This is a genomic window from Flagellimonas marina, assembly GCF_042651185.1.
GTDB lineage: Bacteria > Bacteroidota > Bacteroidia > Flavobacteriales > Flavobacteriaceae > Flagellimonas > Flagellimonas marina.
This window is the reverse complement of record NZ_JBHSCL010000010.1, coordinates 82,144-99,237: the sequence shown is the minus strand read 5'-3', so window position 1 is coordinate 99,237 and position 17,094 is coordinate 82,144. Positions and strand designations below refer to the sequence as shown.

Sequence of the window (17,094 nt, the reverse complement as noted above, 5' to 3'; positions counted from 1 at the left end):
TAGTACACAAGGGGCGTTAAGCCCCTTTTTGATAATCAATTGAAGGTAATATTATGGAACTTAGTGAAAACGTACAGTTAATCGAAACCAAATACGGCAAAATCTCCCAGTCTCCCGAAGAATTCGCATGGGATCAGCGCTATCGCCCGACGACGATCGATGAATGCATTCTCCCTGCTGCTGATAAAGCGACGATGCGCGGCTTCATCAAGTCTGGGCGCATCGACAACATGACTCTGGTTTCTGATTCCCCAGGTACGGGTAAAACAACGCTGGCGCTGGTTCTGGCTAACGAAGTTGATGCGGAAGTGATGTTTGTCAACGGTTCCGATTGTGGTGTGAACTTCATCCGTAACGAACTGGATCGTTACGCGTCCTCTATGACGCAGAAGAAAGGCGGTAAAATCATTCTGATTGACGAATTCGATCGCCCTGGCATGGCAGAAGCACAGAAGCACATGCGTAGCTTTATCGAAGCGTACAGCAAGAACGTTACTGTTATCATTACCGCGAACAACATCAACGGGATTCACCCTGCGCTGATCTCCCGCTGTCCGGTAGTCAAGTTCGGTTCCCCGTCGAAGGAAGAACGCGTTGAACTGATGAAGCAAATGATCAAACGTTGTTTCGGTATCCTCGAAATCGAGAAAATCGAATATGACCAGCAGGTGATCGCCGGATTCGTTAAGAAGCACTACCCAGACGCGCGATCCATCGTTAAAGCTCTTGGGTTCTATTCTAAGCGTGGCAAAATTGATGCTGGTATTCTGTCTGAGATTGTTGGTTCGGACATCACACCAGTGATTGAGGGGCTTAAAGCGAAGAACTTCAAAGCACTGCGAGCCGAAGCAATCAAGTACGCGCCTGAGTATGAAACTTTCCTGGCTAAACTTCTGGATGCGGTATACCCGATCGTCACCAACGAATCTAAGGTTGCACTCATTCAGGCAGTAGGCGAAAACAACGCACAGTACGGGCTGGCAGTGAACAAAGAGATTCACCTGCAATACCTGTTCATGGGCTTAATGCTTACCCTCGCGTGGGAGGCTTAAAATGTCACTGGCTGCTTTTCTCGATGAAGAAGAACTGAACGAACATGAAGCGGCCTGGCGTTCTAAAGACTGGGACAAGATCGAAGAACTTGTGAAAGAGTACACCAAAGACAAGGAAAACACCTTGTTTATGGTGCTCGAAGAACTGAACAACGGGAAGACACCATTACGGATCTCTGCCCTTGATTCATACGATAAGTTTTTCATCGACAATGCAATGAGCCAGCATATCGAAACGCTGATACCTGCATACACGATGAATATGATCGGTTCCGGTTTACCAGACCAGGCGCACTTTGATTATTACCTGCATACGGTGCGCAAAGGTAAGCGGTTCGGGGCGTGGGCTAAACTCACCGAAGATAACGAAATGAAAGTTATCCTTCATGTTCTCCAAAAACGATACGGTGTAAATACACGTATAGCAATGGAATATTACGAAGAACTCAAACAGCTTGAAAAACTGGACGAGTGGAAGCGGAAAAATATGAAAGTTGCTTTATCTGTGTTGGCTGATGTTGTGAAAAATAAAACCGACCAGAAAAAGGTTGAACAACTAATAAAGAAATGGTGATGTATGAACATGCTCGAAATTAAACTGTCCAGCGATGACAGTTTCCTGAAAATTCGCGAAACGCTGACCCGTATCGGGATCGCAAATAACAAAAAGAAAATGCTGTGGCAGTCTTGCCACATCCTACAGAAACAAGGGCGTTATTTTATCGTACACTTCAAAGAACTGTTGAAGCTGGACGGTCGCCAGGTTGACATGACCGAAGATGACGAACTGCGCCGCAATAACATTGCGCGACTTCTGGAAGAGTGGGGTATGGTTTCCATCCTTACGCCGGATCTGAAATTCTCCGAAGAGAACAACTTCCGCGTATTGACTCACGCACAAAAAGCTGAATGGACTTTGAAATACAAGTACCGGATCGGACATTAATCAAAAGCCCTTGCAGAAATGCAGGGGCTTTGTTATATTGGTTGTACACCACTTGTGAGGACTAAATTATGAAAATTCGTATTGAAGAAATCATCAAAGCTATTGAATCCGGTGATCACTTGATCAACCGTCTGCATAGCGAAGACATCAAACTGTCTCTTACTTGCAATCTCTCTGATCTGCGCACCTACGCATACGCGCGGGATCACTTCCCTAAGTTCTATACCCGCATCATGGAAGAATATACCGTGCTGGTTGAACAACTAAATCGGCCTGACACCCAACGCTATCACAAATTAGCGCAACGCTCGCTTGATCTGATCAAGCTGGCTGGGGTATCATTCCTGTCACGATTAAACACGGAGAAAGAAAACCGTAATGAATGAATTTTATCTATCCGTTGAGCAAATGGGCGATCACATCTACGAGCGCTTCATTGACTCTGAGGGACGCGAACAGGTTCGCAAAACAAAATATGCGCCTACAATGTTTCAACACGCTATGGCGGGTGTAGACTCGCCATATCGCGACATTTACGGCAAGACCTGCATCAAAAAGAACTTCGAAAGCATCAAGGAAGCAAAAAACTGGATGCAGCGAATGAAAGATGTAGGCATGGAAGCGCTAGGCATGGATGATTTCAGGCTGGCGTATATCTCCGATTCCTACAGAAAGGAAATCGAATACGATCGCGACAAGATCCGCATTGCTTCACTTGATATCGAAGTTACCGCGCCTGAATTCCCTGATCCACGCGAAGCAAAATACGCTATCGACGCAATCACCCACTATGACAGCGTTGAAGATAAATTCTTTGTGTACGATCTGGTCGAGGGTGGTTTAGATGAATGGGTAGCGTCGAAAGTTGATACCGAAAACGAGATCAGCGAAGAAGATTTGAAGAAAATTGTTTACCGTTCATTCCAGACCGAAAAGTCGCTGATGTCGGCTTATATCAAAGACTGGAAAGAGCGGACGCCTGTTATTGTTACGGGCTGGAACTCAAACAAGTTCGATATCGCGTATATCATCACCCGTTACCTGAACATCTTCGGGCAAAACGTTGTTCGTCATTTCAGCCCGTTCGGGAAAGTGACTGCGAAGACAACAACCGACCATTACGGGAACGAACAACTGGGCTATGAGATTTACGGCGTTGCTCAAATGGATGGAATGGATCTCTACAAGAAATTCAGTTTCACCCCGCAACCAACTTACGCTCTGGGCGCGATCGCTGAGTTCGAAACAGGTAAAAGCAAAGTTGATTACGAAGGTTCGCTGTCTGAACTGCGTCAAGCGGATCACCAGAAATACATCACGTATAACATCGTTGACGTTATCCGCGTGTTGGATATCGACGGTAAACGCAACTTTATCGAACTGGTTCTGTCTGTAGCATACTACGCGAAAATCAATTTCCCTGGGGTTATGTCACCGCTTAAAACGTGGGACGCAATCATTTACAACTCTCTGCGTGAAGAGAAGAAAGTAATCCCAGAAAACAAACGCCATACTAAAACGCCGTATGATGGTGCATACGTTAAAGATCCTGTTGTCGCTCCATACCGTTACATTGTATCGTTCGACTTGACCAGTCTGTATCCATCTATCATCCGACAGGTGAATATAAGCCCTGAGACAATCGCTAACAGCTTTGCAGTGCGTCCGATGCATGAATACATCAATAAGACTGCGCCGCGTCCTAGCGATGAATTTAGCTGCTCTCCTAACGGGTGGATGTTCCGACGCGATGTTAAAGGCGTGATTCCGGTCGAGATCAAGAAAGTATTTGATCAGCGTAAGGCGTGGAAAAAAAGAATGATGGCGGGTGAGCGAAATCTCGAACTGATTAAGCACGAACTCGAACACCTGACAGACGCACACAGCCAAATGATCAACCCTGATTTCGAGTTCTATGAAGATTTCGGTGATGAATCAAAAGCTGTACTGAAAACTCTGTCTAAGCAAATGCTTAAAGCCGTGAAGAAAGTGTGTGAGAAGAAAATCGCACAGGCGAACACCGCACAGCTTAACCGTAAAATCAGTATCAACTCCCTTTATGGTGCGTTGGGTAACGAACATTTCCGTTACTTCGATATTCGAAACGCCAGCGCGATCACCATGTTCGGGCAGTTGGCTATTCAGTGGATTGAGCGTAAGGTTAACGAATACCTTAAAGAACTGTGCAACACCACGGATTACGCATACGTGCGTTACTGTGACACCGACTCCATTTATGTTTGTATGGACAACGTGATCGCGAAAGTCGGCGGTGAAAGTAAGTTCAGGGATAACAACCATTGGGTTGACTTCCTGGATAAGTTCAGTAAAGAACGCATGGAACCTATCATTGATAAGGGCTACCGCGAACTGTGCGAGTACATGAACAACGTCGAACACCTGATGTTTATGGATCGCGAAATCATTTCTGGTCCACCTCTGGGATCGAAAGGTCTGGGTAGTTTCTGGACGGCTAAGAAACGATATGCGGCTAACGTATGGGACTCCGAAGGAACCCGCTACGAGAAACCTAAATTAAAGATCATGGGAATGGAAACCCAGCGAAGTAGTACACCGACAGCGGTTAAAAAGTTCTTGAAAGAAGCGATCCGTCGCATCCTGCAAGAAGGTGAAGAATCCTTACACGAACACTTCAAAGTATTTGAAGAAGAGTATAAGGCGCTTGACTACCGCGAAATAGCTGGTGTATCATCTGCTAACAATATCTCAAAATATCGTGATGATTTTGGATACCCAATCAAAGGGACACCAAACCACATCAAAGGCGTTCTGTTCTTTAACCGATATACGAAGGGTTTTCAAGGAATTACCCCGATTATGGAAGGTGAGAAGGTTATGGTTCTGCCGTTGCGAGATAAAAACCCGTGGCAATCCGATTGCATCGCATGGCAATCCGGTACGCGTTTACCTGTTGAGATCGAAAGTGATATTCTCAACTGGGTTGACTACAACGGATTATTTGAAAAACATGTGATTAGCCCGTTGCAAAACATCACGGAAGCATGTAAAATTGATTACGAAAAACGCGCATCCCTGAACACTCTGTTCGGTGATGACTGGTAAGACCTGACGGGGCAGAAATGCCCCATTTATATAAATTTGTGAGGAATATATTATGCGTGTATATAAACCGGAAAAATAAATGTCTAATAAAGCACTCCTGAAAAAACTGATCAAAAATTCGAATAGTCAATCTGCGTCAATTCTGTCTGAAAGCGATGTTTTCAATAACATCACCAAAACTCGAACTCGTGTACCGATCCTGAACCTGGCGCTGTCCGGCGCTTTCGATGGTGGTCTGACTTCCGGCTTAACTCTGTTTGCTGGTCCGTCAAAACACTTTAAATCGAATCTGGGGCTGGTGACGGTTGCGGCGTACCTCAAAGCGAATGAGGATGCTGTGTGTCTGTTCTACGATTCAGAGAAAGGCGTAACTAAGTCTTACCTGAAATCAATGGGCGTTGACCCCGATCGTGTGGTGTATACTCGTATCACGACAGTTGAGCAACTTCGAAATGACGTTGTGAGCCAGCTTAACGCGCTGGAACGTGGCGACAAAGTGATCATTTTCGTGGACTCTGTAGGCAACACCGCGAGTAAAAAAGAACTGGCTGATGCCCTGTCTGACAACGACAAACAGGACATGACCCGCGCTAAAGCACTTAAAGGTATGTTCCGTATGGTTACGCCTTACCTGGCGGATCTGGATATTCCAATGGTGTGTATCTGTCACACATACGACACACAAGAAATGTACAGCAAGAAAGTCATTTCTGGTGGTACTGGTCTGATGTATTCCGCAGACACCGCGATCATCCTGGGCAAACAGCAGGTGAAAGAAGGTACGGAAGTTGTCGGTTATGACTTCATCATGAACATCGAGAAATCTCGTTTCGTGAAAGAGAAATCCAAATTCCCGCTTCATGTTACCTATGAGGGCGGTATCAGTATGTTCTCTGGTCTTCTGGATCTGGCTATGGAAATGAACTTCGTTCAGACTCCAACGAAAGGCTGGCGCGGTCGTGCGTTCCTGAACACGGAAACGGGCGAACTTGAACTGGAAGAAAAGAAATGGCGTGAATCGGAAACCAACTCTATTGAGTTCTGGAAACCTCTGTTCACTCACCAACCATTCCTTGATGCTATTCAGGATAAGTACCGTATTCCTGACAAAGAGATCACTGACGGGGCAGCACTCGAAGATCTTTATTCTGACGATGAAGTAGAACCGTCAAATAAATTTGATCTCGATGACGATATCCCTGATGATGTGGATATGTCAGAAGAGTAATAAACAACTGGGGGCTTTGCCCCCTTTTAATAGGTGAATCATGGACATTGAACAAAAAACAAAAAACATTCTTGATGAAGCAATGCAGGACGTTATTCAAGAACTGTTGATCAACGATGAAAACGATGTTGCACACTTAGTGTACATCCATAAGGTGTATTGGGATAACGGCCTGAAAGTCGAATTTAGTACGCCGGACGAAGACAAAGAAAAACTGATTCCGCTGGTTCACGATGCAATCTACGCGCAGATCAAGCCCAATCTCCCAAAGCCTGAAAAGACCTTATGGGCGGCGTTGAAAGTAAAGCTGTATAATTTCTTTCAGATGTTCGCTAATCTGGTTTAAGAGGTAATAATGATCGTCGAAACAATATTTTCAAATCTGGTTTTTAATGGTACGTATTTTGTTCAGGCGTGGCCCCATTTACGCCGTGAATATTTCGAAGGGAACGCGCAGATTCTCTTTGATTTGATGGATAAGCACGTACAGGAATTCAACAGCATTCCTTCACAAACTGCTTTAGAAGTAGCTCTGGACAAAAAGAGCCTGAGTGATGTAGTCTACGAAGATACCAAAAAGATGATCCGCAGCATGAAAAATGCGCCGGAAGATCTGGAATGGTTGATGAAAGAAACGGAAACCTATTGTCGTGACAAGGCAATGTATCGCGCTCTGTCCCGTGCAATTGAGATCCAGGCGAATGCTGAAAAACCTGCTGGCGAACGCAACAACAAAATCCCTGACGTTGGGGCAATCCCTGACATCATGGCGGAAGCGTTAGCGATTAGCTTCGATAGTTCGGTCGGTCATGATTACTTCGAAGACTATGAAAAACGCTGGATGCTTTACCAGTCCAAAGCGATGAAGATTGCTTTCAATATCCCGATCCTGAACGCCATTACCAAAGGCGGCGCAGAACGTGGAACATTGAACATCTTAATGGCTGGTGTTAACGTTGGTAAATCTCTGGGGCTTTGTTCTCTCGCTGCTGACTACCTGCAATCGGGTAAAAACGTCCTGTATATCAGTATGGAAATGGCTGAACACGTTTGTTCTAAACGTATTGACGCTAACCTGCTGGATGTATCACTGGACGATATCGACAACGGGAACATCACCTATGCGGACTATAAGAACCGTATGGAACGCCTCAAACAGTCGAAGGTCGGACGTTTAATCGTTAAGCAATACCCAACAGCAGGGGCGAACGCGAACCACTTCAAAGCGCTGATTAAAGAGCTTAAATTGAAGAAGGGTTTCGTACCTGATGTGATTATTGTTGACTACCTGGGGATCTGTGCTTCTACCCGTGTACGCGGGGCGGAAAATACATACATCCTGGTTAAAGCGATTGCCGAAGAACTTCGCGGTTTGGCTGTTGAAACGAATACCGTAATGTGGACTGGTGCGCAGACTACCCGCGCCGCGTGGGATGCTTCTGATATCAGTATGGGCGACGTTGCCGAATCTGCTGGTCTTCCGGCTACCGCTGACTTTATGTTAGCTGTGATTGAGACCGACGAGTTAGCTGATCAGGGATTGCAGTTGTTCAAGCAGATCAAATCCCGTTACGGCGATAAGAACCACTTTAACCACTTCAAACTCGAAGTGCGTAAGGGTAATCAACGCTGGATGGATACCGACAACAGCGATATCGGGTTCCAATCTGATTATAAAGGTCGTCAGATGCCGAAAACGCTTGAAGAAGCACAAGGTGCTATGGTAAAACAAGCTGAGAATAACCGAAGCAGTAAGTTAGCCGAAGTAGCAAATAGTACAGACATTCAATTTTAACGGGGCTTCGGCCCCAATCAAAGGTATAGTGAAATGAAAAAGATTCTCGTTATTGTGTTCCTGATCCTCCTGTCTCTGAAACTGGCAGCAATCGGGGTTATGGCAAATGCTTCATGGTGGCTTGTGTTTGCACCTCTGATCGTGATCGGTGTGATTAAGCTGGCTTTCTGGGTGCTGTTTGTGTTGGCAATGGCAAATGTATTCCCTAAACTGACTCTCTGGATTGCAAAAAACGTAAAATAATCCTGATTAGGGGTTGACGGGAGTTATGATTGTGATAATATGACTCCCGTAGACAACGAAACGGATTAGGAGATACCAAATGAACTTACTGAACAACCCATACGACGAAGTGATGAACCCAGAACTGGATTTCAGCGCGGGTTATTTCGATGCAGTAGTTAACAGCGTAGTAAACAGAGGTTTGCTGGTTGAAATGCTGAAAAGTGGGAAAGCAGATGTTGAAGGTAGCGTTGACTTCCTCTGGGGCTTCCTCCCAATCGACCCAGAATTCAAACTCTGCTGTAACGAAGTTCAGGCCAAAAACGTTCTTCGGTATCTTATCAACAAAGCATAAAAATTAAGCCCCGAAAGGGGCTTTTTTGTATCTATAGGTATTGCAATCCTTCACGAAAGGTGATACCTTATTCTAAACAAACAAAGGAGGACATCATGAAACTTGCAATCGCTTTTATCTTACTGGTTCTAAACGCACTTATGGGATTTCCGTTCCCGTGGTTGGTGCTTCTGGCTATCCCGTTTGCATGGAACCTGTTCAGAATCGGTTTGGCGGGTTGTGTTGGTGTCCTGATGCTTATCATCGGCGCTATCGGTGGCAAAGACGCTTTTATCGGTGTTCTGAAAGCCATGAAAGAGGGCGTTAAAGAAGGTTTAGTGAAATGATGAATTTAGATTTTTGTAAGGCTGAAATAAAAGCTGATGCAGACGAAGAAGAACCGAAGTTCGATAGTCCTCACAGTTCGCGCTGGATCGTAGCTGTTGACGATGAAGGTTATGTTACGGTATTATCTCGTCCGTTCATTCACGATGCATTTTTTGAGTGTGGACGCAGTGCGGAAGATATCGGGCTTCCTGATTCCGTAGAACTGCCGCCAGGTGTGTACGAATGGATCTGTGGTTTTGAACAAACTACTGACTGGGAAACCGGATACGTGGACGGGTGGGAATTCTACCCTAATGAATCAACATTACTGTATAGCTGGGACAATGGCAAAGTTAACGAAAGCGGAAACGAAGCAACACAACAAGATAATGGATCTGGTGGAGTCTGACAAGGCGCTAACCTACGACGAAAAATTATTCATTATCGAAAACTTCCATGAAGGTGCATTTACGAATAACTCTGAACTGGGTGCATTCTTTACCCCGATCGGACTTGCTCGCGATTTCACCATTGATGCTTGTACCAGTGGAAGCGTTGTTGACCTGTGCGCGGGTATCGGTGGGCTATCCTTCGCGATGCTTCATATGATGATGTACGCCAAACCGCGTGAAATCGTCTGTGTGGAGTTAAACCATACATACTATAAGTTGGGTAAGCGTATCGTACCGGAAGCGACCTGGATTAACGCAGACGCGTTAACGACGGAGTTTGATACTCTGTTTGATATGGCGATCAGCAATCCTCCTTTCGGCAAGATAAAGACATCCAATTTTAAGGGTAAGTATACGGGCGCGGAATTTGAATATAAAGTGATTGAACGTGCTTCACAGATTGCCCGTGCGGGTACGTTCATTCTCCCGCAGATGTCCGCGAATTTTCGTTACTCTGGACGGCGTTATTTCCAACAGGACGAATCAACGACAACATCGAAATGCAAAAAGTTTCTTGATGAAACTGGCCTTGAAATGCAACCAGGTTACGGCATTGATACCGGATATTATCTGGAAGAATGGAAAGGCGTGAAACCGATGTGTGAAGTTGTCTGTATGGAATTCCCCGAACCGGAGCCAGAACCCGCGCAAAACCTTTTCACTTTCACAATAGAGTAAAGACTATGAGCGATCAATTAATCAAAAACATGGATTTAACCTACAGTGTGCGAATGATTCGCCTACTGAAAAAGCCCTGGACTGAATGGACGGCTTACAAGCTGGGTATCATCGACGGTCAAGGGGAAGTATTGAAAAACCCGAAAACGAAGGAAGAACTGGAAGCATATTCCCCATTCCATCGCTCTGTGAGACACATCAAGCGCCGTTTAAACGCGGTTCCTTATATGTCTGGGTTCATGAACCTTACAAGTGCTTATGACTCGTTACGGAGCCGCTGGAACCTGACCGAGCAAGATCACGAAGAAATCATGATGAACCTCCCAGAACTTCGCGAAAGACTCAACGAAGAAATGGTTGCAGGTGATTCAGGCGGAAGTGTGGATAATATTGCTTCGGGTGTGACTACAGGCGCGATCACGAACAAAGGGCCGAAGGTTCTGGGTTCTACACGTCCGCATAAACGCAAACGTAAAATCATGAAGAGTGAAGAATGAAACCATTACCGCCATTGAATTATCGGATCTGGGTTACTGCGAACAATTACACCTGGTTTCCTATCCGTATCAAGTACATGAGCGACACAGCGATCGTGTACACGAACGAAAGAAAAACATCATCGGGTGTTGATATTCCTAGACCTTATCCGTTTTATAAGATATTCTATGAATGGAAAATCACTTTAGACGGCACAGAGAAAGAAGTTAGCCGATAGAGGTAAACATGTATCTTGATATAGAGTTCGCAACTCGTATCATGGGATCATTACCACAAAGCGAAATCGTTCGACGGGGTGGAGAATTCAGTATCCATTCCCGTTGTCCGATTTGTGGCGACTCCATGAAGGATAAGCACAAAAAACGTTTCTGGATATTCCCGTCAAAACGAGGCACACACATGATGTGTGGTTGTTTTAACTGCAACTACAGCAAGCCGTTTTCTGTGTTTCTGAAAGACTATTACCCGGATGATTATACCGCGTATTTGATGGAATCTTTCAAGGATCGTAAAGATTTAAAACAGACGCACGAAGAACCGCCGAAGGAAGAAAAGAAATATATTCCTGAATTGCAGTTCTGCGAACGTCTGGACACGTTGCCAGAAAATCACCCTATCGTTAAGTATGTTGCAGGTCGTCACATACCTAAAGACAAATATGATCGCCTCTGGTTTACGCGTCAATGGCAACACCTGGTTAACTCTGTGAATGCGGACGCATACCCTTTACCGAAGGATGAACCGCGTTTGGTGATCCCTATCTTTGATGAAAAGGGTAAAATCGAGTCATTCCAGGGACGTGCCTTACGTGACAATGCCAACGCAAAATACATGACAATCAAAGCGTGTGAACACTCAACGAAAGTTTATGGTCAAGATACCATCGATCCGTTGAAACCTGTCTACCTGCTTGAAGGGCCGCTGGATAGCCTGTTTGTAGATAATGCTGGTGCGATTACGGGCGGACAAATGGCGCTGTCTGACGTTCCGTATAAAAATATGCGTGTCTGGGTTCTTGACAATGAAGCGAGACACCCTGATACTACTCACCGCCTTTTAAAATTAATTGAGGCTGGCGAAAAGGTTGTGTTGTGGGACAAATGCCCGTGGCCGTCAAAAGATATCAACGAAATGATAAAAACGGACGGCGCAACTAAACTTGAAATCATGCAGTATTTGAAAGATAATACTGTTTCTGGACTCACGGCGAAACTTCGGTTTAAGTCGTGGAACAAATCACCGAAAAAATGAGATTGATATGACTGATAAAGCTCCTGTGTTTAATAGCTGTGCGCACCTGGTTAAAGCCGATGATCTGGAAATGGTAGAAGGTTTCTACCGCAATGCATTGCAGAACGGAATTGACCCGCTGCAAAAGATGCTGGACTTGCAAAACCATGCACAACAAAGCCTGTCTGATACCCTGAATTGGGTTCCACGTCCGAACGAACTGAAAACGTGCGGTGAGATCCTGGACTGGCTGAAACTGCAAGATGATGCAATCGCAGACGAAACCCGCGAACTTTACACCGCTCTGGGCGGTATGTCACGCGGTGCAAAAGCGGCTTCCGGTGTCTGGAAACCGTGGAAAGCAAATCACCAGGAACTGCGTAGCCAGGTATTCGCAGAAATGAAAGAAGAAGACAAACTGGAAATCCTGTTTGAACTGATTGACCAGTGGCACTTCTTCATGTGTAAGTTCCTCGCGCTGGGACTTGATGCGGAAACCATCTACAAGCTGTATGCTCTGAAACAGGCGGAAAACCTGCGTCGTTGGGCTAACAACTACTAATGGAACTCACCGCGCTACATGCCGTATTTGCTTTGTCTTATATCGTTTGCGCGGTGATAACGTATCTCTTCGGATGGTGCGTTTTCCACGTTAACGGTGTTGACAGAAAAGCCGCTTTGATAGTATTATCATTGCTATGGGTTATAGGTTTTTTCTACGTCATCTATGAGGGGCGAAAATGATTGACAAATACTATATCATTGTTACGAAAGACAAAGACGGCTTTACTATTCCATACGTTGAAAACGGGAAAACGCCGGAACTGTTTGCATCACCACAACTTGCAAAAGATAAATTAGATTTTATCCGCAAGTGCTACGAAACCAAACTGAACTACACGCCGGACGAACCGCGTTTCAGTTTCTTCCGCAAAACCGAGCAACTACCAGCAACCGAAGAACAGAAAAAAGAGATGCGTTGGTTTATTGAGAATTCGAAAATTCAAGGGGTATTACTCAAATTATGAGCGAGTTAACATTTGATGATCTGAGTGACGATCAGAAGTCCGCGCATGATCGCGTGATCCACAACATCCAGAACGCCATTCATACAACTATTACGGGTGGCCCTGGTGTTGGTAAAACAACACTGGTTAAGTTTGTCTTTAACACTCTGAAAGGGTTGGGGATTAGCGGTATTTGGTTAACTGCCCCAACACACCAGGCTAAAAACGTGTTAGCAGCGGCTACGGGAATGGACGCAACAACGATTCATTCTGCATTGAAGATTAGCCCTGTGACTAACGAAGAACTGCGTGTGTTCGAACAGCAGAAAGGCAAGAAAGCGCCTGATCTGTCTACCTGTCGCGTGTTCGTTGTTGAAGAAGTCTCGATGGTTGATATGGATCTGTTCCGAATCATCCGGCGCAGTATTCCAAGCAACGCTGTTATTCTGGGACTGGGTGATAAAGATCAGATCCGTCCGGTAAACGCCGATGGACGTGTTGAACTCTCCCCGTTCTTTGATGAAGAAATCTTTGATGTTATCCGTATGGATAAAATCATGCGTCAGGCAGAAGGGAACCCGATTATTCAGGTTTCACGGGCTGTACGTGATGGTAAGATGCTGAAACCGATGTCTGTCGGTGATCTGGGTGTGTTCCAACATGCTAACGCTGTTGACTTCCTCCGTCAGTATTTCCGCCGTGTCAAAACGCCGGATGACTTGATCGAGAACCGCATGTTCGCTTACACTAACGACAACGTGGACAAGCTGAACGCAACGATCCGTAAACACCTGTACAAAACAACAGAACCTTTCATTCTCGATGAAGTGATCGTGATGCAGGAACCGTTAGTTCAGGAAATGCGGTTGAACGGGCAAATCTTCACCGAGATTGTTTATAACAACAACGAAAAAATCCGAGTCTTAGAAATCATCCCGCGTCGGGAAGTTATCAAGGCGGAGAAGTGCGACGAGAAGATCGAACTTGAATTCTATCTTCTGAAAACGGCATCACTCGAAGAGGAAACCGAAGCACAGATTCAGGTTGTTGTTGATCCGGTGATGAAAGAACGCCTGGGTAACTATCTGGCCTATGTTGCGAGCACTTATAAGCGCATCAAGCAACAAACAGGTTATAAAGCCCCGTGGCATTCGTTCTGGGCGATTAAAAACAAGTTCCAGGATGTTAAGCCTCTTCCGGTTTGCACGTATCACAAATCACAGGGGAGCACGTATGACCATGCGTATATGTACACGCGCGATGCGTATGCGTTCGCAGATTACGATCTGTGTAAGCAGTTAATCTATGTGGGCGTAACCCGCGCACGTTACACCGTTGATTATGTATAAGGGGCTTTGCCCCTTTTGAGGTTATTATGAAATTGACTATCCTTGTAAAAGACATTCCCCGAATTCTGGAAGCACTCGATAAAATTCGAGAAAAAGATCCACATGCGGTCAATGTGTTCGGGATGTATAGCGCAGCAGATCCGCAAGAAGTTATTCACCGTTTGCGCTTCATTGAAAAATCTAACGATGTTCTGTATTCTCCGAACGGGCCAAGTTATTCATGGAGTCCTATTGCAAAAGAAGTCGAATTGACTTATGATGAATATGGCGTTATCGTGTTGATTCTTCGAATGGCACGAAACATTCGTGAAAATAAAGACATATGGACACTAATATCATGAAAAAAGATGTATCTATCCAGATCCCACGCCTCCACGCGGAAGCAATTGCAGATCTAATTTTCAAAACTCCTGTTCAAGAACTTCCGCATTTCATCGATCGTGATGTGTTGGACGAATTCACAGAAGCTGTTGAAAACGCGAACCGTCTGGAAAAGGCAATTTATCATTCCGGTCTGCGTCAGTTCGGTATGATGACTTTGCAAAGCAAAGAGTTTGAAACTTTTGATATCAACCCAGAAGTTGCGCTTACGCTGGCGTACTTCATGGAAGAGTATAAGCGGAGAACTTCATGAGTCATTTACCTGTAGATTACGTATGGGATTATGAAACGGTTGGCCCTTCCCCGAACGGGAAGGTGATTGAACTCTCATACGTTCCATTTGTTGATGATCCACATAACCCGCCAACGTTCGCGGAACTGGTTGCACGGGGGCGCAAGTACAAATTTGATTTACGCAATCAGCCTGATCGTATTGCTGATCAGGGAACAATCGCCTGGTGGAAACAACAAAGCGAAGAAGCCCGTCAAATCCTGAAACCGTCGCCGGAAGATCTGGAACTCTATGCAGGACACAGACAATTCTTTGAAGACCTGAAAGCGGATGGTGTGAGCCGTTGGCAATCACTCGATTATGTTCGTGGCCCTGAATTCGATCGCGGTATTCTGGTTGATATCGTGCGTAAGATGGTTGGTAAGATCGACATCTTCGAAGATATGCCGACCGTGTTCTGGAATAGTCGCGATGTGCGTACATGTATCGAAAACCGCCTGTTAACGCGTGATGCTTCGACCTGTCCTCTTCGGAAAGGGTTGCTTGATGGTTTTGTGATGCATAATTCAATTCACGATTGCGCGAAAGATGTTTTGATGATAGTCTATTCATTGAGATATGCGCTGGGGCTGGAAGAACCCCCAAGTGAAGAAGAAACCGATCCATTGAGTCTGCCGAGGAAAAGATGATTAAATTATCATTTGTGGGTAAAACTGTACATGCAAAAACACTGAACGAAGCAAAAGCGCAGATGTTTGACATTCTCATGAACCCCGCGTTCGTTAAAGTCGAATACGATGAATATGTTGTTCAGCCTGGCGATAGCATGTATTCAATCGCTGAAAAATTATACGGTTGTGGTGAGCGCTGGCAGTCTATCGCTAAGTTGAACCGTAAAACCGTTAGTAATGCAAGCTATATCCTTCCGGGGATGGTTCTGAAATTGCCTCAGTTAGTCGAATTATGATAAAAAGCCCTTGCATTCGTGCAGGGGCTTTGTTATTTTGTAGGGACTGAAACAAAAGAGGATGAAACATGTTTGGTGATTTGAAAGAAGGTTTGAACATTTTAATCGGATTTGCGATCATTGGTGTGATTGCGTGTGTATCCGGTGCGGTGTGGTTGTCTTATCAGGCGATCGTGTGGTTAGGTGAATGGCTTCACATTCTGGCACAGTAAGGGGATATTATGCGTTTATGTTTAGTTGGTGTAGGTTTCGGTCGTGCGTTAACTCAAGGGTTAATCGACTCAATCCGCTGGATTCAACCACGCGTTGAACTGTACGCAATGCCGAACCGGATCGAATACTCTGATCCAACACCGTACAAAATGAAACCGTATCAAGCGCCACGCGTTAACCGTGTGCTGCACCGTCAATCTGTAAACAGGGGTAAGTGATGAAAGAACTTACGATCGTCGCAGCAGTTCTGATTTTCGTCATAGTTTCAATGATTATCGTCAGACTGTACCAGCACGGAGAAGCGTTTGAATGGTTCCTAGATCATGACAAAGCGTTTCGAAAGCATTTCGCTGGTGAGTTCATCTTTACTCATGTAAGCGTAGCAAGCGGCACAGTAACGTTTGATTTTGACGGGAAAGGGAAATCATACCATATCGAACTTTCCCTTATTGAAGCTAAACGCGTGTATGATGCGACACAAAACGGCGGTATGCGAAAGATGCTTATACCACTGGCAAAATAATTTTAATAGCCTCTTGCATTGCAAGAGGCTTTTTTGTATATTGCGCACATACCAAAAGGAGGCAACTATGACACGTATTAACACAATCGATCCTTCTCTTCTGCTGAACGAACACCTGATCGCAGAACTGCGCGAACTCCCTCGCATCCCCAATGCCGTTTTATCCGGTAAGGCAAAAATCAACCTGTCAAAAATCCCTGCTGTGTATACGCTGGGAACCGGACACGTAACCTTCTTTTACAATAAGCTGGGATACCTTCGCGATCGTCATGTTGCATTACGTGCTGAATACCTCACGCGTAACGGTAAAGAATACATGGACGGTGCATACGAAGATTTCGATCTTAGTCCGCTGTCAAACTCCCTGTTTCATCGTCATTTGTGCGCGGACTGGCAACCAACGCCGGAATCAGTGAAAATCAATGTTGAGCGTATCCGTGAACGTTTCGAACTGCGCAAACGTGCTTATCGGTTCGGTACTGAGATCATCAACGACGAAGCGGCATGGGATACGTATTACGAAAAATTAAAAGAAAAATACGATTTTCTTTGATTTGGGTATTGACCCAAATTTCG

The 17,094-nt window shown here is 45.2% G+C and carries 25 protein-coding genes; all 25 read left to right on the top strand.

All coding sequences use genetic code 11. The features are described from left to right. Positions 1–53 precede the first annotated feature (53 nt). The 25 genes from ACFOWS_RS17200 (at position 54) to ACFOWS_RS17080 (ending at position 17,071) form a co-directional block, all read left to right on the top strand. A complete protein-coding gene (locus ACFOWS_RS17200; RefSeq protein WP_349043845.1) occupies positions 54–1,052 on the top strand; it encodes an AAA family ATPase in 999 nt (332 codons plus the stop codon). 1 nt (position 1,053) lies between these two features. Next, a complete protein-coding gene (locus ACFOWS_RS17195) occupies positions 1,054–1,626 on the top strand; it encodes a DNA polymerase clamp loader subunit A (RefSeq protein ID WP_349043846.1) in 573 nt (190 codons plus the stop codon). Between the two features lie 3 nt (positions 1,627–1,629). Beyond that, complete coding sequence (gene regA / locus ACFOWS_RS17190) at positions 1,630–1,998, top strand: translational repressor RegA (RefSeq protein ID WP_349043847.1); 369 nt, start codon at positions 1,630–1,632, stop codon at positions 1,996–1,998. A 68-nt stretch (positions 1,999–2,066) separates the two neighbouring features. Then, positions 2,067–2,384 (top strand): hypothetical protein, encoded by a 318-nt coding sequence (locus ACFOWS_RS17185; RefSeq protein ID WP_379767301.1) that lies wholly within the window; start codon positions 2,067–2,069, stop codon positions 2,382–2,384. 22 nt (positions 2,385–2,406) lie between these two features. Continuing rightward, on the top strand, positions 2,407–5,082 hold the full coding sequence (locus ACFOWS_RS17180; RefSeq protein ID WP_379767297.1) for a DNA polymerase domain-containing protein: 2,676 nt from the start codon (positions 2,407–2,409) through the stop codon (positions 5,080–5,082). Between the two features lie 79 nt (positions 5,083–5,161). Beyond that, the gene (locus tag ACFOWS_RS17175) at positions 5,162–6,310 is read left to right on the top strand and encodes a hypothetical protein (protein WP_379767295.1); all 1,149 of its coding nucleotides are present in this window, start codon (positions 5,162–5,164) and stop codon (positions 6,308–6,310) included. 40 nt (positions 6,311–6,350) lie between these two features. Then, positions 6,351–6,656 (top strand): hypothetical protein, encoded by a 306-nt coding sequence (locus ACFOWS_RS17170; RefSeq protein ID WP_349043851.1) that lies wholly within the window; start codon positions 6,351–6,353, stop codon positions 6,654–6,656. Between the two features lie 9 nt (positions 6,657–6,665). Then, complete coding sequence (locus ACFOWS_RS17165; RefSeq protein WP_379767292.1) at positions 6,666–8,105, top strand: DnaB-like helicase C-terminal domain-containing protein; 1,440 nt, start codon at positions 6,666–6,668, stop codon at positions 8,103–8,105. Between the two features lie 33 nt (positions 8,106–8,138). Beyond that, the gene (locus ACFOWS_RS17160) at positions 8,139–8,348 is read left to right on the top strand and encodes a hypothetical protein (RefSeq protein WP_188669538.1); all 210 of its coding nucleotides are present in this window, start codon (positions 8,139–8,141) and stop codon (positions 8,346–8,348) included. Positions 8,349–8,427: 79 nt separating this feature from the next. Continuing rightward, on the top strand, positions 8,428–8,682 hold the full coding sequence (locus tag ACFOWS_RS17155; RefSeq protein ID WP_379767288.1) for a hypothetical protein: 255 nt from the start codon (positions 8,428–8,430) through the stop codon (positions 8,680–8,682). 95 nt (positions 8,683–8,777) lie between these two features. Continuing rightward, entirely contained in the window at positions 8,778–9,008 is a 231-nt protein-coding gene (locus ACFOWS_RS17150) for a hypothetical protein (protein WP_016028021.1), read from the top strand. Continuing rightward, positions 9,005–9,397, top strand: a complete 393-nt coding sequence (locus tag ACFOWS_RS17145) for a hypothetical protein (RefSeq protein ID WP_379767285.1) — start codon at positions 9,005–9,007, stop codon at positions 9,395–9,397. The genes ACFOWS_RS17150 and ACFOWS_RS17145 overlap by 4 nt, the downstream gene beginning before the upstream one ends. Next, complete coding sequence (locus tag ACFOWS_RS17140) at positions 9,333–10,118, top strand: hypothetical protein (protein WP_379767282.1); 786 nt, start codon at positions 9,333–9,335, stop codon at positions 10,116–10,118. Before ACFOWS_RS17145 ends, ACFOWS_RS17140 begins: the two co-directional genes overlap by 65 nt. A gap of 5 nt (positions 10,119–10,123) precedes the next feature. Then, a complete protein-coding gene (locus tag ACFOWS_RS17135; protein WP_379767279.1) occupies positions 10,124–10,615 on the top strand; it encodes a hypothetical protein in 492 nt (163 codons plus the stop codon). A gap of 14 nt (positions 10,616–10,629) precedes the next feature. Continuing rightward, on the top strand, positions 10,630–10,833 hold the full coding sequence (locus ACFOWS_RS17130) for a hypothetical protein (protein WP_379767276.1): 204 nt from the start codon (positions 10,630–10,632) through the stop codon (positions 10,831–10,833). Positions 10,834–10,874: 41 nt separating this feature from the next. Continuing rightward, on the top strand, positions 10,875–11,867 hold the full coding sequence (locus ACFOWS_RS17125) for a hypothetical protein (RefSeq protein ID WP_379767273.1): 993 nt from the start codon (positions 10,875–10,877) through the stop codon (positions 11,865–11,867). 7 nt (positions 11,868–11,874) lie between these two features. Beyond that, positions 11,875–12,408, top strand: a complete 534-nt coding sequence (locus ACFOWS_RS17120) for a hypothetical protein (RefSeq protein ID WP_379767270.1) — start codon at positions 11,875–11,877, stop codon at positions 12,406–12,408. Positions 12,409–12,586: 178 nt separating this feature from the next. Next, the gene (locus ACFOWS_RS17115; protein WP_016053830.1) at positions 12,587–12,874 is read left to right on the top strand and encodes a hypothetical protein; all 288 of its coding nucleotides are present in this window, start codon (positions 12,587–12,589) and stop codon (positions 12,872–12,874) included. Then, positions 12,871–14,202, top strand: a complete 1,332-nt coding sequence (locus tag ACFOWS_RS17110; RefSeq protein ID WP_379767267.1) for an ATP-dependent DNA helicase — start codon at positions 12,871–12,873, stop codon at positions 14,200–14,202. Before ACFOWS_RS17115 ends, ACFOWS_RS17110 begins: the two co-directional genes overlap by 4 nt. Before the next feature lie 26 nt (positions 14,203–14,228). Then, positions 14,229–14,543: a hypothetical protein gene (locus tag ACFOWS_RS17105; RefSeq protein WP_379767264.1), complete on the top strand. Its 315-nt coding sequence runs from the start codon at positions 14,229–14,231 to the stop codon at positions 14,541–14,543. Then, positions 14,525–14,836: a hypothetical protein gene (locus ACFOWS_RS17100; RefSeq protein ID WP_379767261.1), complete on the top strand. Its 312-nt coding sequence runs from the start codon at positions 14,525–14,527 to the stop codon at positions 14,834–14,836. The genes ACFOWS_RS17105 and ACFOWS_RS17100 overlap by 19 nt, the downstream gene beginning before the upstream one ends. Next, complete coding sequence (locus tag ACFOWS_RS17095; protein WP_349043696.1) at positions 14,833–15,504, top strand: 3'-5' exoribonuclease domain-containing protein; 672 nt, start codon at positions 14,833–14,835, stop codon at positions 15,502–15,504. The genes ACFOWS_RS17100 and ACFOWS_RS17095 overlap by 4 nt, the downstream gene beginning before the upstream one ends. 14 nt (positions 15,505–15,518) lie before the next feature. Further along, on the top strand, positions 15,519–15,782 hold the full coding sequence (locus ACFOWS_RS17090; RefSeq protein ID WP_379767258.1) for a LysM peptidoglycan-binding domain-containing protein: 264 nt from the start codon (positions 15,519–15,521) through the stop codon (positions 15,780–15,782). 430 nt (positions 15,783–16,212) lie between these two features. Beyond that, positions 16,213–16,518: a hypothetical protein gene (locus ACFOWS_RS17085; protein ID WP_379767255.1), complete on the top strand. Its 306-nt coding sequence runs from the start codon at positions 16,213–16,215 to the stop codon at positions 16,516–16,518. 67 nt (positions 16,519–16,585) lie between these two features. Next, complete coding sequence (locus ACFOWS_RS17080; RefSeq protein WP_379767252.1) at positions 16,586–17,071, top strand: pyrimidine dimer DNA glycosylase/endonuclease V; 486 nt, start codon at positions 16,586–16,588, stop codon at positions 17,069–17,071. The last annotated feature ends 23 nt before the right edge of the window (positions 17,072–17,094 follow it).

Coding starts and splice junctions, on each gene's coding strand:
- ACFOWS_RS17200 (WP_349043845.1), top strand. CDS start 54: ATGGAACTTAGTGAAAACGTACAGTTAATCGAAACCAAATACGGCAAA.
- ACFOWS_RS17195 (WP_349043846.1), top strand. CDS start 1,054: ATGTCACTGGCTGCTTTTCTCGATGAAGAAGAACTGAACGAACATGAA.
- regA (WP_349043847.1), top strand. CDS start 1,630: ATGAACATGCTCGAAATTAAACTGTCCAGCGATGACAGTTTCCTGAAA.
- ACFOWS_RS17185 (WP_379767301.1), top strand. CDS start 2,067: ATGAAAATTCGTATTGAAGAAATCATCAAAGCTATTGAATCCGGTGAT.
- ACFOWS_RS17180 (WP_379767297.1), top strand. CDS start 2,407: ATGGGCGATCACATCTACGAGCGCTTCATTGACTCTGAGGGACGCGAA.
- ACFOWS_RS17175 (WP_379767295.1), top strand. CDS start 5,162: ATGTCTAATAAAGCACTCCTGAAAAAACTGATCAAAAATTCGAATAGT.
- ACFOWS_RS17170 (WP_349043851.1), top strand. CDS start 6,351: ATGGACATTGAACAAAAAACAAAAAACATTCTTGATGAAGCAATGCAG.
- ACFOWS_RS17165 (WP_379767292.1), top strand. CDS start 6,666: ATGATCGTCGAAACAATATTTTCAAATCTGGTTTTTAATGGTACGTAT.
- ACFOWS_RS17160 (WP_188669538.1), top strand. CDS start 8,139: ATGAAAAAGATTCTCGTTATTGTGTTCCTGATCCTCCTGTCTCTGAAA.
- ACFOWS_RS17155 (WP_379767288.1), top strand. CDS start 8,428: ATGAACTTACTGAACAACCCATACGACGAAGTGATGAACCCAGAACTG.
- ACFOWS_RS17150 (WP_016028021.1), top strand. CDS start 8,778: ATGAAACTTGCAATCGCTTTTATCTTACTGGTTCTAAACGCACTTATG.
- ACFOWS_RS17145 (WP_379767285.1), top strand. CDS start 9,005: ATGATGAATTTAGATTTTTGTAAGGCTGAAATAAAAGCTGATGCAGAC.
- ACFOWS_RS17140 (WP_379767282.1), top strand. CDS start 9,333: ATGGCAAAGTTAACGAAAGCGGAAACGAAGCAACACAACAAGATAATG.
- ACFOWS_RS17135 (WP_379767279.1), top strand. CDS start 10,124: ATGAGCGATCAATTAATCAAAAACATGGATTTAACCTACAGTGTGCGA.
- ACFOWS_RS17125 (WP_379767273.1), top strand. CDS start 10,875: ATGGGATCATTACCACAAAGCGAAATCGTTCGACGGGGTGGAGAATTC.
- ACFOWS_RS17120 (WP_379767270.1), top strand. CDS start 11,875: ATGACTGATAAAGCTCCTGTGTTTAATAGCTGTGCGCACCTGGTTAAA.
- ACFOWS_RS17115 (WP_016053830.1), top strand. CDS start 12,587: ATGATTGACAAATACTATATCATTGTTACGAAAGACAAAGACGGCTTT.
- ACFOWS_RS17110 (WP_379767267.1), top strand. CDS start 12,871: ATGAGCGAGTTAACATTTGATGATCTGAGTGACGATCAGAAGTCCGCG.
- ACFOWS_RS17105 (WP_379767264.1), top strand. CDS start 14,229: ATGAAATTGACTATCCTTGTAAAAGACATTCCCCGAATTCTGGAAGCA.
- ACFOWS_RS17100 (WP_379767261.1), top strand. CDS start 14,525: ATGGACACTAATATCATGAAAAAAGATGTATCTATCCAGATCCCACGC.
- ACFOWS_RS17095 (WP_349043696.1), top strand. CDS start 14,833: ATGAGTCATTTACCTGTAGATTACGTATGGGATTATGAAACGGTTGGC.
- ACFOWS_RS17085 (WP_379767255.1), top strand. CDS start 16,213: ATGAAAGAACTTACGATCGTCGCAGCAGTTCTGATTTTCGTCATAGTT.
- ACFOWS_RS17080 (WP_379767252.1), top strand. CDS start 16,586: ATGACACGTATTAACACAATCGATCCTTCTCTTCTGCTGAACGAACAC.